We start from the raw sequence: 20,508 nt of genomic DNA on the forward strand, positions 1-20,508 counted from the left end.
TATCCTTGTGCCCGTTTTCATTCGCCGAGGCCGCCGCTCATGCGCTCGAGCAGCTTCAACATGGCCACCGAATCGTCCTCGCCCAGCACGCTGCCGAGCATGGCGCTGAAAAGCTGCGCCGTCGCCGCCGCTGCGGGCAGCGCCAGCCCGAGGCGGTGGGCCTCGTCCATCACGATGCGCATGTCCTTGTGGTGCATCCAGGCCTTGAAGCCGGGCTGGAAGTTGCGGTCGAGCATGCGCTGGCCGTGGTTCTCCAGGATGCGCGACCAGGCGAAGCCGCCGAGCAGGGCCTCGCGCACCGGCGCGGCGTCGACACCGCTCTTGCGGGCGAAATTGAGCGCCTCGGCCACCGCGGCGACACCGACGCCGGTCAGGATCTGGTTGCAGGCCTTCGCCACCTGGCCGGCACCGGCCTCGCCGATGCGGGTGACCGAGCTGCCCATCGCCTCGAACAGCGGCAGCACCCGCTCGAAGGCGGCCGCCTCGCCGCCCACCATGATCGTCAGGCTGCCGGCGATGGCACCGCCCTCGCCGCCCGACACCGGCGCATCGAGCGCAGCGATGCCCTGGGCCGCCAGCCGCGCGGCGATCGACTGCGCCGCGGCCGGGGCGATGGTGCTCATGTCGATATGCACGTGCCCCTCGCCTGCGCCCTCGGCCACGCCCGCGGGCCCGAGGGCGACCTGCTCGACGTCGGGCGCGTCGGCCACCATGCTGATCGTGACCGCTGCGCGGCGGGCGACGTCCGCCGCACTCGCGCAATCGCCGGCGCCGGCTTCGAGCAGTGCCCGCATCGACTCGCGCCGCCGGCTCCACACATGGACGGTGTGGCCGGCCTTGATCAGGTTGAGCGCCATGGGACGGCCCATGAGGCCGAGTCCGATGAATCCGACTTCCATGCGGTATGTCTCCGTGGGGTGGGGCGTGGCCGCAAGCACCGCGCAGCGGGTGCGACGGACGGTGAGCGCCACTGGCAGGCTGGTAGCGGCGACCGAAGCCCGCCATAATCGCCGCCATGAATTACGGCGCAATCATCAAGGAAATCGGGCGGGGCGCCAAGGGCGCGCGCAGCCTGGACACGGCTGCCGCGGCCAGCCTCTTCGGCGACATCCTCGACGGCAAGGTGCCTGAGCTCGAGCTCGGCGCGATCCTGATCGCCTTCCGGGTGAAGAGCGAGGCGCTGCCCGAGTTGCTCGGCTTCAAGCAGGCGATGGACGCGCGCACCGCACAGGTCGGCGTGCCCGACGGGCCGCGCTGCGTGGTGCTGCCGACCTACAACGGCGCGCGCCGCCAGGCCAACCTGATGCCGCTGGTGGCGCTGCTGCTCGCGCGCGAGGGCGTCCCGGTGCTGATTCAGGGCCGTCACGACTTCGAGACAAGGGTCAGCCCCTTCGAACTGCTCGCCGCGCTCGACCTGCAGCCGGCCGCGGATGCGGCCGCAGCCGCGGACCAACTGGCCACGCGCCGGCTCGCCTGCATCGCGGTCGATCGCCTGCTGCCCGGCCTCGACCCCTTGCTTGCGCTGCGCCTGCGCATGGGGGTGCGCGCCAGCGGCCACACCATGGCCAAGCTGCTCGACCCCTGCCGCGGCCGCAGCGTGCGCGTGGTCGCCGTCACCCACCCGGAATACCTCGAGCGCATGGACGCCTTCCTGCGCCTGGACGGCGGGCGGGCGATGCTGCTGCGCGGCACCGAGGGCGAGATCTACGCCAATCCGCGGCGCTGCCCCGAGATGAAGGTGTATGTGGAAGGCGAAGCCGGCCTCGGCGTCGCCGGCGAGGAAGGCGGCGCGCCGCCGCTGGCCGGCCTGCCGGACGCCCCGTCGGTGGCCGACAACGCCGCGCTGATCCGCGCCATGCTCGCCGGCGAATCGCCCATCCCCGCCCCCATCAGCGCCCAGGTGCAGGCCTTGCGCACGCTCGCCGGCTGAGCCGGCGGGCGGTCGCTTCAGGCCGCCAGCCGACCCGCGCGGTAATCAGCCACGGCCTGATAGATCTCCTGCTCGGTGTTCATCACGAAGGGGCCGTACTGCGCGATCGGCTCGCCCAGCGGCCGGCCGGCGATAAGCAGGGCGCGGGTCTCGGGCCCGGCCTCGATCAGCACGCCGTCGCTGCCCTCGTCATTGGCGAGGATGGCCATGCGCCCGGCGGGCACGACGGTATCGGCCACCTTCAGCTCTCCCCGGTAGACATAGACGAAGGCATTGTGCGCGGCGGGCAGCGCCTGGCTGAAAGCCGCGCCCGCGGGCAGGTGCAGATCAAGGTAGAGCGGCGCCGTGGCTTCGCGCGTGACCGCACCGCGCACGCCATGGCTCTCGCCTGCGATCACGGTGACTTCGACGCCGTCCGCGGTGGTGAAGCGCGGCAGCTCGGCGCCGGCGAAGTCGCGGTACCAGGGCGCGCACAGCTTGTCCTTGGCCGGCAGGTTGAGCCAGAGCTGGAAGCCTTCCATCAGGCCCTCCTCCTGCTGCGGAATCTCGGAGTGGATCACGCCGCGACCGGCGGTCATCCACTGCACGCCGCCGTTCTCGAGCAAGCCCTCGTGGCCGGCACTGTCACGATGCAGCATGCGTCCCGCGATCATGTAGGTGACGGTCTCGAAGCCGCGGTGCGGGTGGTCGGGAAAGCCGGCGATGTAGTCATCGGCCTTGTCGCTGCCGAAGGCGTCGAGCATCAGGAAGGGGTCGAGCCGGCGCTGCAGCGACTGGGTCAGCACGCGGGTGAGCTTGACGCCAGCCCCGTCCGACGTCGCCTGACCTGCGACCAGGCGCTCGACACGGCGCGGGTGGGTGAGGGTTACGGCATGAGGAAGGGACATGATGGCGCTCCTGGCTGTGGCTGGGGATGGGGTAAGACTGGGCGTGGCACGCCGGGCACCGTGGCGCCCGGCGTCGCGCTGCCCTGGGGCGACTTGCGGCGGCTCAGGCCAGCGCCGCAGCGATGTCGGCCTCGGCTTCGGCAAAGCCCTGCTTGACCGCGTCTTCGCCCATGTTCAGGCCTTCGGCATAGACGAAGCGGATGTCGGTCATGCCCAGGAAGCCGAGCACGGTCTGCAGGAAGGGCGTCTGGGTGTCGGCCGCGGTGCCGCGATAGCGACCGCCGCGGGCGAAGGCGATGAACACCTTCTTGCCCTTGAGCAGGCCTTCGGGACCGTTCTCGGTGTAGCGGAAGGTGACACCGGCACGGGCGATGGCGTCGATCCAGTTCTTGAGCTGGGCCGAGATGCTGAAGTTGTACATCGGCACGCCGATCACGACGACGTCGGCCGCCTGGACCTCGGCGATCAGCGCATCGCTCTCGGCCACGCGGGCGGCCTGTTGCGGCGTGCGCTGCTCGGCCGGGGTGAACAGGGCGCCGAGCGCGGCTTCATCGATCACCGGCGCGGGGTCGCGCGCCAGGTCGCGCAGCACGACGTTCGCCGCGGGATCGGCCGCCTTCAGGCGGGCGACGATGTCATTGGCGACGCGGGTGGAATTGGCGCCTTCGCTGCGGGCACTGCCGTTGATTTGCAGGATGTTCATGTGGGCTCTCCTTGAGGGTCGGGGTCTTGTTGCAAGACGGTGAAGAGAGTCTAATCGTGCCTCCACGAATCATTAACCCCATTGAACGGACAAGATTGTCCAAGCCATGGAACAATACGACCCTAACGACCTGGTGATCTTCGCCCGCGTCGCCGAGGACGGCAGCTTCACCGCGGCGGCCGACCGCCTCGGCCTGCCCAAATCGACGGTGTCGCGCCGCATCTCGCAACTCGAGGAGCACCTCGGCGAGCGCCTGATGCTGCGCACCACCCGGCGCCTGACGCTGACCGAGTTCGGCCACGCCCTGCTGGAGCACGCGCGCCAGGTCGTCAGCGAGATCGACGCCGTGAAGGCCCTGGCCGAGAGCCGCCAGGCGCGCCCGAGCGGGCGCCTGCGGGTATCGATGCCGAGCGACTTCGCCAACCTGCTGCTGACCGACACGCTCGCGGCCTTCTCCGCGCTGCATCCGGCGGTGTCGCTGGAACTGGATCTGTCGCCGCGCCGGGTGGACCTGCTGGGCGAGAACTTCGACATCGCCATCCGCATGGGCGAACTGCCCGACGATGCCTTGCTCGCGGCACGCCGGCTGGCCGTCTTCCCGAACGGCCTGTATGCCTCGCCGGGCTATCTCGCCGAGCACGGCGAGCCCGACCGCCCCGAGGCCCTGAGCACGCACCGGGCGCTGCGCCTGCTGGCGCGAACCGGTGAGGCGATCGGGTGGACGCTGATGCGCGGCGAGGACCGCTGGGAGGGCAGGCCGCCGGGCAGCATCACGGCGAATTCGCCCGAGCTGCTGATCCGGCTCGCCCGCGGCGGCGCGGGCATCACCGCCGTGCCGGACTACTTCGCCGCGCCCTACGTGCGCCGCGGTGAACTGCGCCGCGTACTGCCGGACTGGTGCCTGCCCTCGCATACGGCGTGGGCGGTGTTTCCCGGCCGCCGGTTGATGCCGGCGAAGACGCGCGCCTTCCTCGACATGCTGCAGACCGCGCTGGGAACCTGAGGGCGCGATCCACGCTCCGAGGGTGCGTGTCCTACAATGGGCGCCCCACTCCAACCCAGGGCCCAGCCCTCATCGTCGATGCCCCTGCTCCACACCCTGCTCCATCTTCCGGCGCGCCTGCTGTATCTCGCGCTCGCCGTCACGGCCTTCTGCCTGCTCGGCTTCGGCCTCTACCTGCAGCACTTCCAGGGGCTCGAGCCCTGCCCGATGTGCATCATGCAGCGCTACGCCTTCCTGCTCGTCGCCATGCTCGCGCTCGTTGCCGCCGGGCACGGCCCGGGGCGCACGGGCAGCCGGGTGTATGCGGCCCTGATCGGCCTGCTGGCCCTCACCGGCGGCGGCATCGCGGCGCGCCAGACCTGGATCCAGCTCTTTCCGCCCGCCATTCCGGAATGCGGACCGGGGCTGGAGTTCATGCTCGACAGCTTTCCGCTCGGCCAGGCCTTGCCGATGATCTTCCGCGGCGCGGGAGACTGCAGCATCGTCGACTGGACCTTCCTCGGCCTGTCGATCGCCAACTGGTCGCTGGTGAGCTTTTCCGCCACCGTCGCCTTTGCGCTGTGGATGCTGCTGCGCCGGGAGCGCCCGGCCTCAGCGTGAGGCGGCGGGCTTCTCGTCCTTGACGCCGAGCTTGTGCAGGATGTTCACCAGCGGGCACAGGCCGGTGAAGGCGCTCTGGAACAGGTTGGCGCCGACGAAGGCGGTCAGCCACAGGAAGTGCTTGCTGACGAAAAGCGGCGAGGCCTCGACGCCGAGGGCGAGCGAGATCAGCACGAAGGCGCCGGCAAAGGCGCGCACGTAATCGTTGGTGGTCATGCGGGCTTCTCCTCGAGGGCTTGCAGTTGGGCGACGCGGCCACGCATGGCCGCGTAGTAGAGCACCGGGATCACCACTAGAGTGAGCACGGTGGAGACGAAGATGCCGAAGATCAGGCTGATCGCCAGGCCGTTGAAGATCGGGTCATCCAGGATGAAGACGGCGCCGATCATCGCCGCCAGCGCGGTCAGCCCGATCGGCTTGGCGCGCACCGCGGCGGCACGGATCACCGCCTCGTCGAGCGCCATGGCGGGCTTGCCGTCCGCACCCCGTACCTGCTGGTTGACGAAATCGACCAGCAGGATCGAGTTGCGCACGATGATGCCGGCAAGCGCGATCATGCCGATCATCGAGGTGGCGGTGAATTGCGCGCCAAACAGCGCATGGCCGGGCATCACACCGACGAGGGTGAGCGGGATCGGCGCCATGATGATCAGCGGCACCAGGTAGCTCCTGAACTGCGCCACCACCAGCAGGTAGATCAGCACCAGGCCGACCGCGTAGGCCGCACCCATGTCGCGGAAGGTCTCGTAGGTGATCTGCCACTCGCCGTCCCACTTCAGCTCGTAGCCGGCATAGGGGTCGGCGGGCTGGCGGATGAACCATTCGCCCAGCGTGCCGGCCAGCCCCGGCGCGCCCTCGAGCGCCATGCCATTGACCCTCGATCGGATGTCGAACATGCCGTACAGCGGCGAGTCGAGCTTGCCGCCCATGTCGCCAGTGACGTACACCACTGGCAGCAGATCCTTGCGATAGAGGATCTGCTCACGCTGCGTCTCGGCGACCTGCACCACCTCCGAGATCTTGATCAGCTGCCCGGCATTGTCGCCCGCCCGCGCCCGCACCTGCATCGCCAGCAGGTTGCCGAGCTCGGACTGGCGCGTGGCGGGAAGCTGGATGCGCACCGGGATCTCGTACTTGTTGTCGCCGCCATGGACCGGGGTGACGTTCTCGCCGGACAACCCCAGGCGCACGACCTCGACGACGTCGGCCTGCGCCACGCCCATGCGCGCCGCCTTGGCCTGGTCAACACGCAGCACGAGCTTGGGCGCTGCCTCGTCGACCGTGTCGTCCACGCCGACGATGTCGGCGGTCGCCTCGAAGGCGGCACGTACCCGCCTGGCCACCTCGAGCTGGCCGTCATAGTCCGGGCCGTAGATCTCGGCGACGATCGGCGACAGCACCGGCGGGCCGGGCGGCACTTCGACGACCTTGGCGTTGCCGCCGCTGCGACGTGCGATCTCCGTCACCGCGGCGCGCACCGACACCGCGATCTCATGGCTCTGGCGGCTGCGCGCCTTCTTGTCGACCAGGTTGACCTGGATGTCGCCCTGCTCCGGCGCGCTCCTCAGGAAGTACTGGCGCACCAGGCCGTTGAAGTTGATCGGCGCCGCGGTGCCGGCATAGGACTGCCAGTCGGTGACCTCGGGCACGGTCGCCAGATGCGCGCCGATCTCGTTGAGCACACGCGCCGTGTCCTCCACCGGCGTGCCGACCGGCATGTCGAGGACAACCTGGAATTCGCTCTTGTTGTCGAAGGGCAGCATCTTCATGACCACGAGCTGCACCACCGGCAACGCAACCGAGGCGCCGATCAGCGCGAACACGCCCAGCCACAGCAGCAGCCGGTTGCGCGCGCCGCGGCGGGCATCGAGCAGCGGCGTCATGATGCGGCGGAAGAGGCCGTCGAGCCGCCTCGTCATCCTGTCCTCGCCCTCGTGGACGTAGGCGCCGACCTGGCCGAGCATCTTCTGCGCCAGCCAGGGCGTGACGACGAAGGCCACCACCAGCGAGATGAACATGCCCATCGAGGCATTGATCGGGATCGGGCTCATGTAGGGCCCCATCAGACCCGTCACGAAGGCCATCGGCAGCAGCGCCGCGATCACCGTGAAGGTGGCGAGGATGGTGGGGCCGCCGACCTCGTCCACCGCCCTCGGGATCAGTTTCCACAACGGCGTGTCGGGCTCGAGCGTGTGCCAGCGGTGGATGTTCTCGACCACCACGATGGCGTCGTCGACCAGGATGCCGATCGAGAAGATGAGCGCGAACAGCGACACCCGGTTGAGGGTGAAGCCCCAGGCCCAGGACGCAAACAGCGTCGCCGCCAGCGTCAGCGACACCGCGATGCCGACGATGATCGCCTCGCGCCGGCCGAGCGCGAAGAACACCAGCGCCACGACAGCCGCGGTGGCGAAGGCGAGCTTGCCGATGAGCTGGTTGGCCTTGTCGTTGGCGGTCTTGCCGTAGTCACGCGTGACGGTGATCTCCACCCCTTGCGGGATCAAGCTGCCGCGCAGGTTATCGAGGCGCTCGATCGCTGCCCGGGCGACGTCGGCAGCGTTGGCGCCGGGCTTCTTCGACAGCGCCAACGTGACCGCAGGGAACAGGCCCTGCTGCTCGATGCCACGCTCGGTGGCGGCGGCGCCGGTACCGAACCAGACGTACTGCGCAGGCTGGTCAGGGCCATCGACGACGTCGGCGACATCGCGCAGGAACACCGGCCGCTGCTCCTGCACCCCGACGACGAGGCTGCGCACGTCCTCGGCCGACTCCAGATAGGTGCCGGTCTGCACCAGCACCTCGCGATTGCCCGCCACAAGGCTGCCCGCCGGCTGCGAGGCGTTGGCGAGCTGCAGCGCGGCGCGCAGGTCCTGCGCGGTGACGCCGTGGGCGTTCATGCGCTCGGTGTCCATGTCCACCCGGATCACGTGCCCCGGGCCACCGAGGGTGACGACGTCGCGCGTGCCGGCAATGCGCTTCAACTCGGTCTCGATCGCGCGCCCGATCTGCTGCAGCTCGAAGCCGGCGCGTTCGGGGTCGGCGGTCCACAAGGTGAAGCTGAGGATGGGCACGTCGTCGATGCCCTTGGGCTTGATCAGCGGTGTGCCGACGCCCAGTTGCGGCGACAGCCAGTCGGCGTGCGAATGCACGGTGTCGTAGAGGCGCACGAGCGCGGTCTGGTTGGGCACGCCGACCTCGAACTGCACCGTGATGACCGCCATGCCGGGACGCGACACGGTATACACGTGCTCGACGCCGGTGATGCGCGACAGCACCTGCTCGGCCGGGCGTGCGACCAAGGCCTCGACGTCGCGTGCCGACGCGCCCGGGAAGGGCACCATCACGTTGGCCATGGTGACGTCGATCTGGGGCTCTTCTTCCTTGGGCGTGATCAGCGTGGCGAAGAGGCCGGCCAGCAGCAGCACCAATGCCAGCAGCGGCGTGATCGCATTGCGCTGGAAGCCGGCCGCGATGCGGCCGGAAATGCCGAGACGGGGTTCCATGCTCGCCTCCGGACTCAGCGCGGCGCGGCGCCGGCGCTGCGGGCCGCAATGCCGGCCTGCACCGGATCGAGGGCGAGCGTCTCGTCGCCCTTGAGGCCGGACAGCACCTCGATGGCCTCGCCGCCCGGCAGCAGGCGCCCGAGCCGGATCTGACGCAGGCCGAAGCCGCCCCCGCCATCGGCCACATAGACCGCCGTCAGCTCACCGCGGCGCAGCACCGCAGCGGCAGGAATGACCACCGGCGCGGCGGTGGCCGAGACGTCCGGCACCGCTGCGGGCTGAAAATGGACGCGCGCAAAGCTGCCCGGCAACACGCCCTCGACCTCCGCCGGCAGGTCCACACGGACGCGCACGGTATGGGTGCGCGCATCGGCTGCGGGCAGCACGGTCAGCGCCGCCGCCTCGATGAAGCGCCCGCCGTCGCCGAGTTCGACACGCGCACGGATGCCGTCCGTGCCGAGCTCGGCCAGGCGCTGCGGTGCCAGATCGGCCACTGCGCGCATCTGCGCCGGGTCATGGACGGTCAGCAGGCTGCGCCCCGGCTGGGCCATTTCGCCCGCCTCGATATGGCGTGCCGAAACCACGCCGTCCAGTGGCGAAACCACCGTGGCATGGCCCTGCACGGTGGCCGCCTGGGCGCGCTGGGCCTGGGCCGCACGCAGCTGCGCCTCGGCGGCCTGAAACTGGGTACGCGCCGCATCGAGCGCGGACTGGCTGAGGAACTTGCGCTCGACCAGACTGCGCGCCCGCGCATACTCGGCGCGGGCATTGGCCAGAGCCGTCTGCGCATGAGCGACACCGGCATCGGCAGCGGCCACGGCGGCAGCCGCTTCGGCGGGATCGATGCGGACCAGCACCTGGCCCTTGCGCACGCGGTCGCCGGCATCGACGGCCATCTCCAGCACGCGGCCGGGAATCTGCGCCGCCAGCGTGGATTGCCGCACCGCCTCGATGCTGGCCTCGACGACGGTCGCCGCCGGCAGCGCGCGCGACTCGACGCGAATCGTCGGCACCTCGGCGCGCACCGCCACAGCGAGGACAAGGGCAGACAGAAAGGCGGCAAAACGCAGCATGGCAGGGCGGGCATCAGGGCTCATATTTATAAGTATATGCTTATATATATGAGCGTCAAGCGTTCTATGCCCGCCGGCCCGCGTCCTTCATGCGCCCGCGCTCACTCCAGGCAGGACGCGGCGTAATCGGCCATCGCGCTTACCACCGGGCCGGCCTCGCCGGCGGCTGTGGCGAGCAGGATCTCGCAGTGCGGATGGGCAGCGCGCGCCGTGTCGAGCAAGACTGGCAGATCACGCTTCAAGTGTCCCCCCTGGGCCAGGAAGATCGGCACCACCGCCACCTTGCGCGCACCCGCCGTGGCGAGCGCGGCGATGGCCTCGGGCAGGGTCGGCGTCATGAATTCGAGAAAGGCCAGCTCGACACTCGGCGCGTCCGGGCGGGCGAGGATGGCCTCGCGGATGCGGCGCATCGGACCGGCCCATTCGGGGTCGCGCGCACCATGGCCGAAAAGGACGATGGCGGCAGTGGGCTGCGGTGCTGCATTCATCAGGCGGTCTCCGTAGGGGTCGGGCTTGCAGTTGAAACTGTGGCACGGCGGGGACCCGCCAGGAGCAGGTGATCGAGCGCGCGCGCGGCGCAGAACAGGCCCACGCTCGCCGTCACCGCCATGCTCGAGCCGTAGCCCGCACAGGCCAGGCCCTGCGGCGCGGCTGGGCTGGCGGTGTCGCAGGCCTGGACCGCGGGATAACGCAGCGGTTCGGTCGAGAACACCGCCTCGATGCCGAACTTCTTCTTCGGATCGCGACTGAAGCCATGCTCCTTGCGCAGCCGGGCGCGCACCTTCGACAGCAGCGGATCCTGCAGGGTGCGCGCCAGATCGTCGATGCAGATGCGCGCCGGATCCGTCTTGCCGCCTGCCCCGCCCGCCATCACCAGGGGCATGCGCCGGCGCCGGCACACGGCGGCAATCGCGACCTTGGCCCTGACATTGTCGATGGCATCGATCACCACGTCATAGCCCTGGAGCAAGCTCTCGGCGTTCTCCGGGGTGAGGAAGTCCTCGATCTCGGTGAGCGCGCACAGGGGATTGATCGCGGCAACGCGTGCGGCCATCGCCCGCACCTTGGCCATGCCAAGCGTGTCGTCGAGGGCGTGCACCTGTCGGTTGATGTTGGATTCGGCGACGTGGTCCAGATCGACCAGGGTGAGGCGGCCGACGCCGCTGCGGGCGAGCGCCTCGACCACCCAGGAACCGACGCCGCCGATGCCGATCACGCAGGCATGGGCCGCGTGCAAGGCCTCGACCGATCCTCCACCATAGAGGCGATCGAGGCCGCCGAAGCGGCGTACGGGGTCGACCTCGGCCTGCATCGCAGCCGGATTCAAGCGGTCTCCGCTTCGGTCACGCGCAGGCTGTCGAGCCACACGCCGAGCCCCTGGGCGTTGAGCTCGAGGTCCATGCGCAGCAGCTCGAGGGTTTCCTCCTCGTTCAGGGCCCAGTTCTGGCGCCCCGCCTCCTCGCGCATGATCTGCTCCAGCCCGGCCAGGATCTCGACGTGGCGGGCCACGCCATCGCCGCGCGCGGCCTGCGCCACCGCCACCATGGTGTCGATCAGGCGGTGCAGATCGGCGCCCAGGCGCTCGACTTCGGTCACCCGGCTGTAGTGCGTCAGGTACATCGCCTGCGGCTGCATCGCCAGCATGCGGTCGATCGAGGCGTGCATCGCATCGGGGTCGAACTGCGTCGGCGTGGTCGTGGGCAGAATGAAGGCGCGCCCATCGACGTCGAGCTCGCGGTAGGACAGCCCGAAGGTGTCGCCGGTGAAGAAGGCCTGGGCGCTGTCGTCCCAGATGCAGACGTGGTGGCGGGCATGACCCGGGGTGTCGAAGATGCGGAAGTGCCGCCTGCCGAGCGCCAGCTCGAGGCCGTCGGTCGCCGGCACGATGCGCTCGGCCGGCACCGGCACCAGGCGGCCATAGAGCGCGTAGGCACGCTCGGCGCCATACACCGCGCAGGTGGCGTCCCACAGCCGGCTGGGGTCGATCATGTGGCGCAGGCCGCGCGGATGCACCACCAGCCTGGCCTGCGGCAACGCGCACATCAGACTGCCGGCACCGCCGGCATGATCGAGGTGGATGTGGGTCAGCAAGACCCAGTCGACCGCCTCGGGGGCGACGCCGAGCGCGGCCAGGGCGCCGAGCACCCGCGGCACCGAGGCATTGCTTCCGGTATCGACGATCGCCGCGCGGCCCTCATCGACGACGACATGAACTGCGGCCAGTTGCGGGCGGCCATAGCCCGAGTCCACCGCGTGCACGCCGTCGGTGTAACTGATCAGACTGAACATGAAACTCCCTCCTCGCACTGCCGACCCAAGGGGCTCACCCCTGCTGGATCACTCTAGGCCCGTGCGCTGACCGCGTCGCGGACCCACGTCACGCGACGCCGAATACGATGCAGCCGACTCAGAACGGGATGTCGTCGTCGAAGTCGCCAAAGCCTCCCGACTGCGGCGAGGGCTGCGCCGCCGGCTGCGGACGCTGCGCCGGGGCGCGCGCGGCCGGCGCGGCCTGCGACGGGGCGGATTGGGACGGCGCGTCCCAGCCGCCGTCGCCACCCCGCATCGGGGCGTCGCCCCCTTCGCGGCGGCCGAGCATCTTCATCTCGTCGGCACGGATCTCGGTGGTGTAGCGGTCCTGGCCGCTCTGGTCCTGCCACTTGCGGGTACGCAGACTGCCTTCGATGTAGACCTGGCTGCCCTTGCGCAGATACTGTCCGGCGATCTCGGCGAGCTTGCCGAAGAAGGCGACGCGGTGCCACTCGGTGGCCTCGCGTCGCTCGCCGGTGTTCTTGTCGCGCCAGGTCTCGGTCGTGGCCAGGCGGATGTTGCAGATTGCGTCGCCCGAGGGGGCAAAGCGGCTCTCCGGGTCGGCACCGAGGTTGCCGATCAGGATGACTTTATTGACGGATGCCATCCGATTCTCCTTTGATCAGGTCCTGCACGCGGCGGGCATGGCGCGGCGCGCGATGAAAGTGGTTGGTGCAGAGTTGCAGGTGCAGCACTGCGGACCGTCGCTGCTTCGATCGATCCGCAGCACACTGGTTCGCTTCAGCGCCCCACGGCAGCGGGACGCAAGGGTGGCGGTCGCATCGAGGTGGCCAAGGCCAGCCAGGCCAGCGCCAGCAGCCCGCAGAACAGGCTCACGGCCGCGGGCCCGTAGACCTGGCCCAGCCAGCCGCCGAGCACACCGCCGAGAAACAGGCCGACCGATTGCAGGGTGTTATAGACGCCGAGCGCGGTGCCCTTCGCCCCCGGTGCCGCGATGCGCGAGATCCACGACGGCTGCGTCGCCTCGAGCACGTTGAAGGCGACGAAGAACAAGGTCAGCAACAAGGCCAAGGGGATCAATCCGTCACCGACCAGCCACAGCCCGAACTGCACCAGGGCGAGCAGCACGATGGCAGCGTTGAACACCTGCTTGAGCTTGTCATGGCGCTCGGCAACGATGACCGCCGGCACCATGACGACGAAGGACAGCAGCACCGCCGGCAGGTACACCTTCCAGTGCTCGGGCATCGGCAGGCCGCCGCTGGCCACCAGCGCCGATGGCACCATGACCCACATCGTGGTCTGGATCAGATGCAGGGCGAAGACGCCGAAATTGAGCCGCATGAGCTGTCCATCGCGCAGCACGTCGATCAGTCGTCCGGTGGCGCGGGGAACGGGCGGCGCGGCCGGCACCACCCACAGCAGCACGCCGATCGCGCCGACGGCGAGCAACGCGGTCAGCCAGAAGATGCCGTCCATGCCAATCGCGGCGTACAGCAGCGGCGCCGCCACCATCGACAGCGCGAACACGAGGCCGATGGACGAGCCGATCATCGCCATCACCTTGGTGCGATGCTGGTCGCGGGTGAGGTCGGCCGCCAGCGCGGTGACTGCGGCCGAGATGGCGCCGGCGCCCTGCAGCACGCGGCCGACGATGATCGTCTGCACATCGCCCGCGAGCGCGGCGACGACGCTGCCGATCACGAACAGCACGAGCCCGAAGACGATCACCGGCTTGCGCCCGAAGCGATCGGAGGCCGCACCATAGGCGATCTGCAGGCAGGCCTGGGTGAGGCCGTAGGCACCGATCGCCAGCCCGACCAGGGTCAGGTTGTCGCCACCGGGGATATGTGCCGCATGGACGGCGAAGACCGGCAGGATCAGGAACAGGCCCAGCATGCGCAAGGCGAAGATGGCCGCCAGGCTCATGCCGGCACGGCGTTCGTCGCGCGTCATCGGGTCGCGTGCGGGAACGGACATTCGGGAAGACCGGCTCGATGAAAGAGCGCGATTCTAGCACTCCACCTCGTCCGATTGGCCGGCACCGGCCTTCTCTCGTATAGTCGCTGGCTCCCTCAAGCACGGCGGCAGCCATGGACGAGATCCGCATTCGCGGTGCCCGCACCCACAACCTCAAGAACATCAGCATCGATCTGCCGCGCAACCGGCTCACGGTGATCACCGGCCTGTCGGGATCGGGCAAGTCCTCGCTGGCCTTCGACACCTTGTATGCGGAGGGGCAGCGGCGCTACGTCGAGTCGCTGTCGGCCTATGCGCGCCAGTTCCTGCAACTGATGGAGAAGCCCGACGTGGACCTGATCGAGGGCCTGTCGCCCGCGATCTCGATCGAGCAGAAGGCGACCAGCCACAACCCGCGCTCGACGGTGGGCACGGTGACCGAGATCCATGACTACCTGCGCCTGCTGTACGCACGCGCAGGCATGCCGCACTGCCCCGACCACCCCGAGAATGCGCTCGAGGCGCAGAGCGTGGCGCAGATGGTGGATCACGTGCTGGCCCTGCCGGAGGAGACGCGGCTGATGATCCTCGCGCCGGTGGTGACCGGGCGCAAGGGCGAGCAGCACGACCTTTTTGCAGACCTGCGCGCGCAGGGCTTCGTCCGTGTCCGCGTCGATGGCGAAGTCATGGAGCTCGACGCCATGCCGCCACTCGAGAAGGGGCGCCGCCACACGGTGGAGGTGGTGATCGACCGCCTGCGCGTGCGCGCCGACCTGCGCAGCCGGCTGGCCGAGTCCTTCGAGACCGCGCTCACGCATGCGGACGGACGGGCGCTCGCGGTGGAGATGGACAGCGCTCGCGAGCATCTGTTTTCGGCGCGCTTTGCCTGCCCGGTGTGCAGCTTCGCCCTCGCCGAACTGGAGCCGCGACTGTTCTCCTTCAACAACCCGGCCGGGGCCTGCAGCCAATGCGACGGCCTGGGCCAGGTGGATTTCTTCGACCCCGCGCGCGTGGTCGCACATCCCGAGCTGTCGCTGGCGGCGGGCGCGATCCGCGGCTGGGACCGGCGCAACCAGTTCTACTTCCAGATGCTCGCCAGCCTGGCGACACATTACGGGTTCGATGTTGAAACCCCGTTCGAGTCGCTGCCGGAGGCGGTGCGCGCCATCGTGCTGAACGGCTCCGGACGCACCCAGATCGCGTTCCGCTACATGGCCGACAACGGCCGCATGGTGCTCAAGCAGCATCCCTTCGAGGGCATCCTCCCCAATCTGGAGCGCCGTTTCCGCGAGACCGATTCGCTCGCCGTGCGCGAGGAGCTGAGCAAGTACCGTGCGACCCGGCCCTGCCCGAGCTGCCAGGGCAGCCGCCTGCGCGCCGAGGCACGCCATGTGCTCGTGGGCGGCCGCGCGCTGCATGAAGTCGGACACCTGTCGCTCGGCGACTGCCATCGCTTCTTCGCCGAGCTGCAGCTGAGCGGCGCGCGCGCGCAGGTCGCCGAGCGCATCATCAAGGAGATCGCCGACCGCATCAGTTTCCTGATCAACGTCGGCCTCGACTACCTGTCGCTGGACCGCTCGGCCGACACCCTGTCGGGCGGCGAGGCGCAGCGCATCCGCCTCGCCAGCCAGATCGGCTCGGGGCTGACCGGCGTCATGTACGTGCTCGACGAGCCCTCGATCGGCCTGCATCAGCGCGACAACGACCGTCTGCTCACGACCCTGCGCCAGCTGCGCGATCTGGGCAACACGGTGATCGTGGTCGAGCACGACGAGGATGCGATCCGCAGCGCCGACTACCTGGTGGACATGGGGCCCGGTGCGGGCGAGCACGGCGGGCGCATCGTTGCCCACGGCAGCCCCGCCGCGGTGATCGCCGACCCGGGATCGGTGACCGGCGACTACCTGGCGGGACGGCGCCGGATCGCGGTTCCGGTGAAGCGCCGCGCGCCCGATCCGGAGCGTTTGCTGAGCATCCGCGGCGCGCGCGGCAACAACCTCAAGGGCGTCAGCATCGAGCTTCCGGTCGGCCTGTTCACCTGTGTCACCGGCGTCTCCGGCTCGGGCAAGTCGACCCTGATCAACGACACCCTGGCGGCGGCGGTGGCGCGCCAGCTGTACGGCTCGAGCACCGAAGCCGCCGCCCACGACGGCATCGACGGACTGGACGCCTTCGACAAGGTCATCAACGTCGACCAGGCGCCGATCGGACGCACGCCGCGCTCCAACCCCGCAACCTACACCGGCATGCTGACGCCGATCCGCGAGCTCTTCGCCGGCGTGCCCGAGGCCCGTGCGCGCGGCTACGGGCCGGGGCGCTTCTCCTTCAACGTGCGCGGCGGCCGCTGCGAGGCCTGCCAGGGCGACGGCCTGATCAAGGTCGAGATGCACTTCCTGCCCGACATGTACGTTCCCTGCGACGTCTGCCACGGCAAGCGCTACAACCGCGAGACCCTGGAGATCCGCTACAAGGGCCGCAGCATCCACGAGGTGCTGGAGATGACCGTCGAGCAGGCCTTCGACTTCTTCGCCCCGGTCCCCGCGGTCGCGCGCAAGCTCGAGACCCTGAAGGACGTCGGCCTGGGCTACATCCGCCTCGGCCAGAGCGCCACCACGCTGTCGGGCGGCGAAGCCCAGCGCGTGAAGCTGGCGCTCGAACTCTCGAAGCGTGACACCGGGCGCACGCTCTACATCCTCGACGAACCCACCACCGGCCTGCACTTCCAGGACATCGAGCTGCTGCTGAGCGTGTTGCACCGCCTGCGCGATCACGGCAACACCATCGTCGTCATCGAGCACAATCTCGACGTCATCAAGACCGCGGACTGGATCGTCGACATGGGGCCGGAGGGGGGCGCTGGCGGCGGCTCCGTTGTGTGCACCGGCACGCCCGAAGTCATCGCCGCCCATCCGGCGAGCCACACCGGCCGTTATCTGCGCCGCCTGCTGCCCACCGCAGACTGAACGCTCGACCGCAGCGTCAACTGCGATAGCCAAGCGGGTTCATGCGCTGCCAGCGCCAGGCGTCCTCGCACATGGCCTGCAGGTCGCGTTCGGCGCGCCAGCCCAGCACCGCCCGCGCACGGGCCGGGTCGGCCCAGCACGCGGCGATGTCGCCCGGGCGGCGCGCGACGATGTCGTAGGGCACCTGCCGTCCCGACGCCTGTTCGAAGGCACGCACCATCTCCAGCACGCTGTAGCCACGCCCGGTGCCGAGGTTGAGCGTCGTCACCCCGGGCAGCGCGCCGATCCGCTCCAGCGCGCGCAGGTGCCCGAGCGCGAGATCCACCACGTGGATGTAGTCGCGCACGCCGGTGCCATCGGGCGTGGCGTAGTCGTCGCCGAACACGCGCAGCCGGGCCAGGCGACCGACCGCAACCTGGCTGACGAAAGGCATCAGGTTGTTGGGCAGGCCTTCCGGGTCCTCGCCGATGCGCCCGCTCGCGTGCGCGCCGACCGGATTGAAGTAGCGCAACAGCACCACCCTCCAGCGTGCGTCCGCCGTGGCCAGGTCGCGCAGCATCTGCTCGCCCATCAGCTTGGTCCAGCCATAGGGGTTGGTGGCCGTGGTCGGGAAATCCTCCTCGATCGGCACCCGCGCCGGGTCGCCGTAGACGGTCGCCGAGGAGCTGAACACCATCTGCCTGCAGCCCGCCGCGTCCATCTCCTGCAACACGCTCAACAAGCCCTGCAGGTTGTTGTCGTAGTAGGCCAGGGGCTTGGCCACCGACTCGCCGACCGCCTTCCTGGCGGCAAAGTGGATCACCGCCTCCACCTCATGCGCCGCAAACAAGGCCTTCAGCGCAGCCCGGTCGCGCACGTCGGCCCGCACGAAACCGGCAAGCGCTCGCCCGCCCAGCTCCTCGATGCGGCGCACGGCTTCGAGCGAGGAATTCGACAGGTCGTCGACGACCACGACCTCCCGCCCCGCCACCAGCAACTCAACACAGGTATGCGAGCCGATATAGCCCGCCCCACCCGTCACCAGCGTCACACTCATCCGATCTCTCCCCGACAGCCGCCCGCATTCTCGCATTCGCGCACGACAGGCGTAAAAAAACCGGGCAGCGCCCGGTTCTTCTGGTGCGTGACAGCCTGATCAGGCCGCTTCCGCCTCTTCCACCTCGACCGCTTCCACGTCCGGGCGATCCAGCAGCTCGACGTAGGCCATCGGTGCGTTGTCGCCATCGCGGAAACCGCACTTCAGGATGCGCAGGTAACCGCCATTGCGGGCGGCGTAGCGCGGGCCCAACTCGTCGAACAGCTTGACGACCATGTCGCGGTCGCGCAGGCGGTCGAAAGCAAGACGGCGGTTGGCGAGACTGGGCTTCTTGCCCAGGGTGATCATCGGCTCGACCACACGGCGAAGTTCCTTCGCCTTCGGCAGGGTCGTCTTGATGACTTCGTGTTGCAGCAGCGAGTTGGCCATGTTGCGGAACATCGCCTGGCGGTGGCTGCTGGTACGATTCAGCTTGCGAAGACCGTTACGGTGACGCATTTCAATTCCTCACTTGCCCGGCGATTCAACCGAGCTTCTCAAGCCCGGCCGGAGGCCAGTTTTCCAGTTTCATGCCAAGCGTCAGCCCGCGTGAGGCCAACACTTCCTTGATCTCGTTGAGCGACTTGCGACCCAGGTTCGGGGTCTTCAGCAACTCGGTCTCGGTACGCTGGATCAGGTCGCCGATGTAATAGATGTTCTCAGCCTTCAGGCAGTTGGCCGAGCGCACGGTCAATTCGAGATCGTCCACCGGGCGCATCAGCACCGGATCGATGGTCACCGAGGGCGCTACTTCGCGTTCGGGCTGGGTGCCCTCCAGATCCGCGAACACCGACAGCTGATCCATCAGGACCCGCGCTGCATAGCGGATCGCCTCTTCGGGATCGACCGCACCGTTGGTCTCGATGTCGATGATCAGACGATCGAGGTCGGTACGCTGCTCGACACGCGCGCTTTCCACCAGGTAGCTGACACGGCGCACCGGGCCAAACGAGGCGTCAAGCACGATGTGGCCGATGCTCTTGCTCTCGGCGTTCTCCGGACGAGTGTTGCCCGGCACGTAGCCACGACCTTCCTCGACCTTGATCTGCATGTCGATCTTGCCACCGGGGGCAAGATGCGCGATCACGTGCTCGGGGTTGATGATCTCGACGTCGTGTCCGACCTCGATATCGGCCGCGGTGACGACACCTTCGCCGGACTTGGCCAGACGCACGGTCACCTCGCTGCGACCGTTGAGCTTGAACACCACGCCCTTCAGATTCAGCAGCAGGTCAACGATGTCCTCACGCACGCCATCCAGCGTGGAGTACTCGTGCAGCACCCCTTCGATCGTCACTTCCGTGGCCGCATGGCCGGGCAGCGACGACAGGAGGATGCGCCGCAGCGCATTCCCCAGCGTATGGCCGAAACCCCGCTCGAACGGCTCCATCGTCACCCGCGCCTGGACCGGCGAGGTGCTCTGGACGTCGATGATGCGCGGTTTCAGCAGTGCATTGCTTTGCATCAGCATTCCCTCGGAACTAGAAGAGGATCAGCCTCCCGATCAGCGGGAGTACAGTTCCACAACCAGGCCTTCATTGATCGTTGCGGGCAGCTCGGCGCGCACCGGGTACGCCTTGAACACACCCTTGCCGGCCTTGGCATCGACTTCCAGCCACTCGGGGAAGCCGCGCGACTCAGCCGCTTCGAGCGCCGCCTTCACACGCAGGTGGGCACGCGCACGCTCGGTCACCTCGATGACGTCGCCCGGACGCACGATGTACGACGGAATGTTTACGCGCTTGCCATTGACCAGCACGCCATTGTGGCGCACGACCTGACGTGCCTCGGCGCGCGAACCGCCGAAGCCCATGCGATAGGCGACGGAGTCCAGTCGGCCTTCGAGCAGCTGCAGCAGGTTCTCGCCGGTCTGGCCGCGGCGGCGATCGGCCTCGGCGTAGACCTTGCGGAACTGACGCTCGAGCACGCCATAAAGACGACGGATCTTCTGCTTCTCACGCAACTGAACGCCGTAGCCAGACAGACGCTGACCCGAACGCTGACCGTGCTGGCCAGGTGCGTAGGCACGGCGCTCGATGGCGCACTTGTCGGTGAAACACTTCTCGGCCTTCAGGAACAGCTTTTCGCCTTCGCGACGGCACTGACGGCACTTGGGATCGAGATTACGAGCCACTTATCAACTCCTTGTCAGATACGGCGCTTTTTCGGCGGACGGCAGCCGTTATGCGGGATGGGGGTGATGTCCGTGATGCTGGAAATCTTGATCCCCAGCGCGTTGAGCGCGCGAACCGACGACTCACGCCCAGGGCCCGGGCCCTTGATGCGCACTTCGAGGTTCTTGATGCCGCATTCCTGCGCGACCTTGCCGGCCGCTTCGGCCGCCACCTGGGCAGCGAACGGCGTGCTCTTGCGCGAGCCCTTGAAGCCCGCACCACCCGAGGTCGCCCACGACAGCGCGTTGCCCTGACGGTCGGTGATGGTGATGATCGTATTGTTGAAGCTCGCGTGAACGTGCGCGATACCCTCGGCGACGTTCTTCTTGACCTTCTTACGAACCTTCGTTCCAGTCTTAGCCATTAT

The 20,508-nt window shown here is 68.7% G+C and carries 20 protein-coding genes; 4 read left to right on the forward strand and 16 right to left on the reverse strand.

What is annotated here, in order from left to right:
* Window positions 1–17 precede the first annotated feature (17 nt).
* Window positions 18–899 carry an NAD(P)-dependent oxidoreductase gene (locus tag PLC66_RS03960; protein WP_324537948.1) on the reverse strand — a complete coding sequence of 294 codons (882 nt, stop codon included), beginning with the start codon at window positions 897–899 and terminating at the stop codon, window positions 18–20.
* A 116-nt stretch (window positions 900–1,015) separates the two neighbouring features.
* Between PLC66_RS03960 and ybiB the strand changes: the two genes are divergently transcribed.
* On the forward strand, window positions 1,016–1,930 hold the full coding sequence (ybiB, locus tag PLC66_RS03965) for a DNA-binding protein YbiB (protein WP_324537949.1): 915 nt from the start codon (window positions 1,016–1,018) through the stop codon (window positions 1,928–1,930).
* Window positions 1,931–1,947: 17 nt separating this feature from the next.
* Here ybiB and PLC66_RS03970 read toward each other — a convergent pair whose 3' ends face one another.
* On the reverse strand, window positions 1,948–2,817 hold the full coding sequence (locus tag PLC66_RS03970) for a pirin family protein (protein ID WP_324537950.1): 870 nt from the start codon (window positions 2,815–2,817) through the stop codon (window positions 1,948–1,950).
* Window positions 2,818–2,920: 103 nt separating this feature from the next.
* Window positions 2,921–3,520 (reverse strand): FMN-dependent NADH-azoreductase, encoded by a 600-nt coding sequence (locus PLC66_RS03975; RefSeq protein ID WP_324537951.1) that lies wholly within the window; start codon window positions 3,518–3,520, stop codon window positions 2,921–2,923.
* A 106-nt stretch (window positions 3,521–3,626) separates the two neighbouring features.
* Here PLC66_RS03975 and PLC66_RS03980 point away from each other — a divergent pair, with 106 nt between their 5' ends.
* Together PLC66_RS03980 and PLC66_RS03985 are read left to right on the forward strand one after the other, a co-directional pair.
* Window positions 3,627–4,523 carry a LysR family transcriptional regulator gene (locus tag PLC66_RS03980; RefSeq protein WP_324537952.1) on the forward strand — a complete coding sequence of 299 codons (897 nt, stop codon included), beginning with the start codon at window positions 3,627–3,629 and terminating at the stop codon, window positions 4,521–4,523.
* A 78-nt stretch (window positions 4,524–4,601) separates the two neighbouring features.
* Window positions 4,602–5,123 carry a disulfide bond formation protein B gene (locus PLC66_RS03985; RefSeq protein ID WP_324537953.1) on the forward strand — a complete coding sequence of 174 codons (522 nt, stop codon included), beginning with the start codon at window positions 4,602–4,604 and terminating at the stop codon, window positions 5,121–5,123.
* Here the strand turns inward: PLC66_RS03985 and PLC66_RS03990 are convergent.
* From PLC66_RS03990 to PLC66_RS04025, 8 genes are all read right to left on the reverse strand, one after another.
* Window positions 5,115–5,339: a YgaP family membrane protein gene (locus PLC66_RS03990; protein ID WP_324537954.1), complete on the reverse strand. Its 225-nt coding sequence runs from the start codon at window positions 5,337–5,339 to the stop codon at window positions 5,115–5,117. The genes PLC66_RS03985 and PLC66_RS03990 overlap by 9 nt on opposite strands.
* Window positions 5,336–8,626, reverse strand: coding sequence for an efflux RND transporter permease subunit (locus tag PLC66_RS03995; RefSeq protein ID WP_324537955.1), 3,291 nt, complete (start codon window positions 8,624–8,626; stop codon window positions 5,336–5,338). Before PLC66_RS03995 ends, PLC66_RS03990 begins: the two co-directional genes overlap by 4 nt.
* Before the next feature lie 14 nt (window positions 8,627–8,640).
* A complete protein-coding gene (locus PLC66_RS04000) occupies window positions 8,641–9,723 on the reverse strand; it encodes an efflux RND transporter periplasmic adaptor subunit (RefSeq protein ID WP_503012176.1) in 1,083 nt (360 codons plus the stop codon).
* A 77-nt stretch (window positions 9,724–9,800) separates the two neighbouring features.
* Complete coding sequence (locus tag PLC66_RS04005) at window positions 9,801–10,187, reverse strand: sirohydrochlorin chelatase (protein ID WP_324537956.1); 387 nt, start codon at window positions 10,185–10,187, stop codon at window positions 9,801–9,803.
* Window positions 10,187–11,011: a tRNA threonylcarbamoyladenosine dehydratase gene (locus PLC66_RS04010; protein ID WP_324537986.1), complete on the reverse strand. Its 825-nt coding sequence runs from the start codon at window positions 11,009–11,011 to the stop codon at window positions 10,187–10,189. The genes PLC66_RS04005 and PLC66_RS04010 overlap by 1 nt, the downstream gene beginning before the upstream one ends.
* A gap of 11 nt (window positions 11,012–11,022) precedes the next feature.
* Window positions 11,023–11,988: an MBL fold metallo-hydrolase gene (locus PLC66_RS04015; RefSeq protein WP_324537957.1), complete on the reverse strand. Its 966-nt coding sequence runs from the start codon at window positions 11,986–11,988 to the stop codon at window positions 11,023–11,025.
* A 118-nt stretch (window positions 11,989–12,106) separates the two neighbouring features.
* A complete protein-coding gene (gene ssb / locus PLC66_RS04020; protein WP_324537958.1) occupies window positions 12,107–12,616 on the reverse strand; it encodes a single-stranded DNA-binding protein in 510 nt (169 codons plus the stop codon).
* A gap of 134 nt (window positions 12,617–12,750) precedes the next feature.
* A complete protein-coding gene (locus tag PLC66_RS04025) occupies window positions 12,751–13,950 on the reverse strand; it encodes an MFS transporter (protein WP_324537959.1) in 1,200 nt (399 codons plus the stop codon).
* Between the two features lie 113 nt (window positions 13,951–14,063).
* Between PLC66_RS04025 and uvrA the strand changes: the two genes are divergently transcribed.
* A complete protein-coding gene (gene uvrA, locus PLC66_RS04030; RefSeq protein ID WP_324537960.1) occupies window positions 14,064–16,892 on the forward strand; it encodes an excinuclease ABC subunit UvrA in 2,829 nt (942 codons plus the stop codon).
* Between the two features lie 16 nt (window positions 16,893–16,908).
* Here uvrA and galE read toward each other — a convergent pair whose 3' ends face one another.
* The 5 genes from galE to rpsK all read right to left on the reverse strand — a co-directional run bounded on the left by galE (window position 16,909) and on the right by rpsK (window position 20,505).
* Window positions 16,909–17,928: a UDP-glucose 4-epimerase GalE gene (gene galE, locus PLC66_RS04035; RefSeq protein WP_324537961.1), complete on the reverse strand. Its 1,020-nt coding sequence runs from the start codon at window positions 17,926–17,928 to the stop codon at window positions 16,909–16,911.
* A gap of 99 nt (window positions 17,929–18,027) precedes the next feature.
* The gene (gene rplQ / locus PLC66_RS04040) at window positions 18,028–18,426 is read right to left on the reverse strand and encodes a 50S ribosomal protein L17 (protein WP_324537962.1); all 399 of its coding nucleotides are present in this window, start codon (window positions 18,424–18,426) and stop codon (window positions 18,028–18,030) included.
* 25 nt (window positions 18,427–18,451) lie between these two features.
* A complete protein-coding gene (locus PLC66_RS04045) occupies window positions 18,452–19,432 on the reverse strand; it encodes a DNA-directed RNA polymerase subunit alpha (RefSeq protein WP_503012177.1) in 981 nt (326 codons plus the stop codon).
* A gap of 39 nt (window positions 19,433–19,471) precedes the next feature.
* Window positions 19,472–20,101, reverse strand: a complete 630-nt coding sequence (gene rpsD, locus PLC66_RS04050; RefSeq protein WP_324537964.1) for a 30S ribosomal protein S4 — start codon at window positions 20,099–20,101, stop codon at window positions 19,472–19,474.
* Window positions 20,102–20,115: 14 nt separating this feature from the next.
* Complete coding sequence (gene rpsK, locus PLC66_RS04055) at window positions 20,116–20,505, reverse strand: 30S ribosomal protein S11 (RefSeq protein WP_002931621.1); 390 nt, start codon at window positions 20,503–20,505, stop codon at window positions 20,116–20,118.
* Window positions 20,506–20,508: the final 3 nt, after the last annotated feature.

This window comes from Thauera sp., assembly GCF_035444905.1.
Lineage (GTDB): Bacteria > Pseudomonadota > Gammaproteobacteria > Burkholderiales > Rhodocyclaceae > Thauera.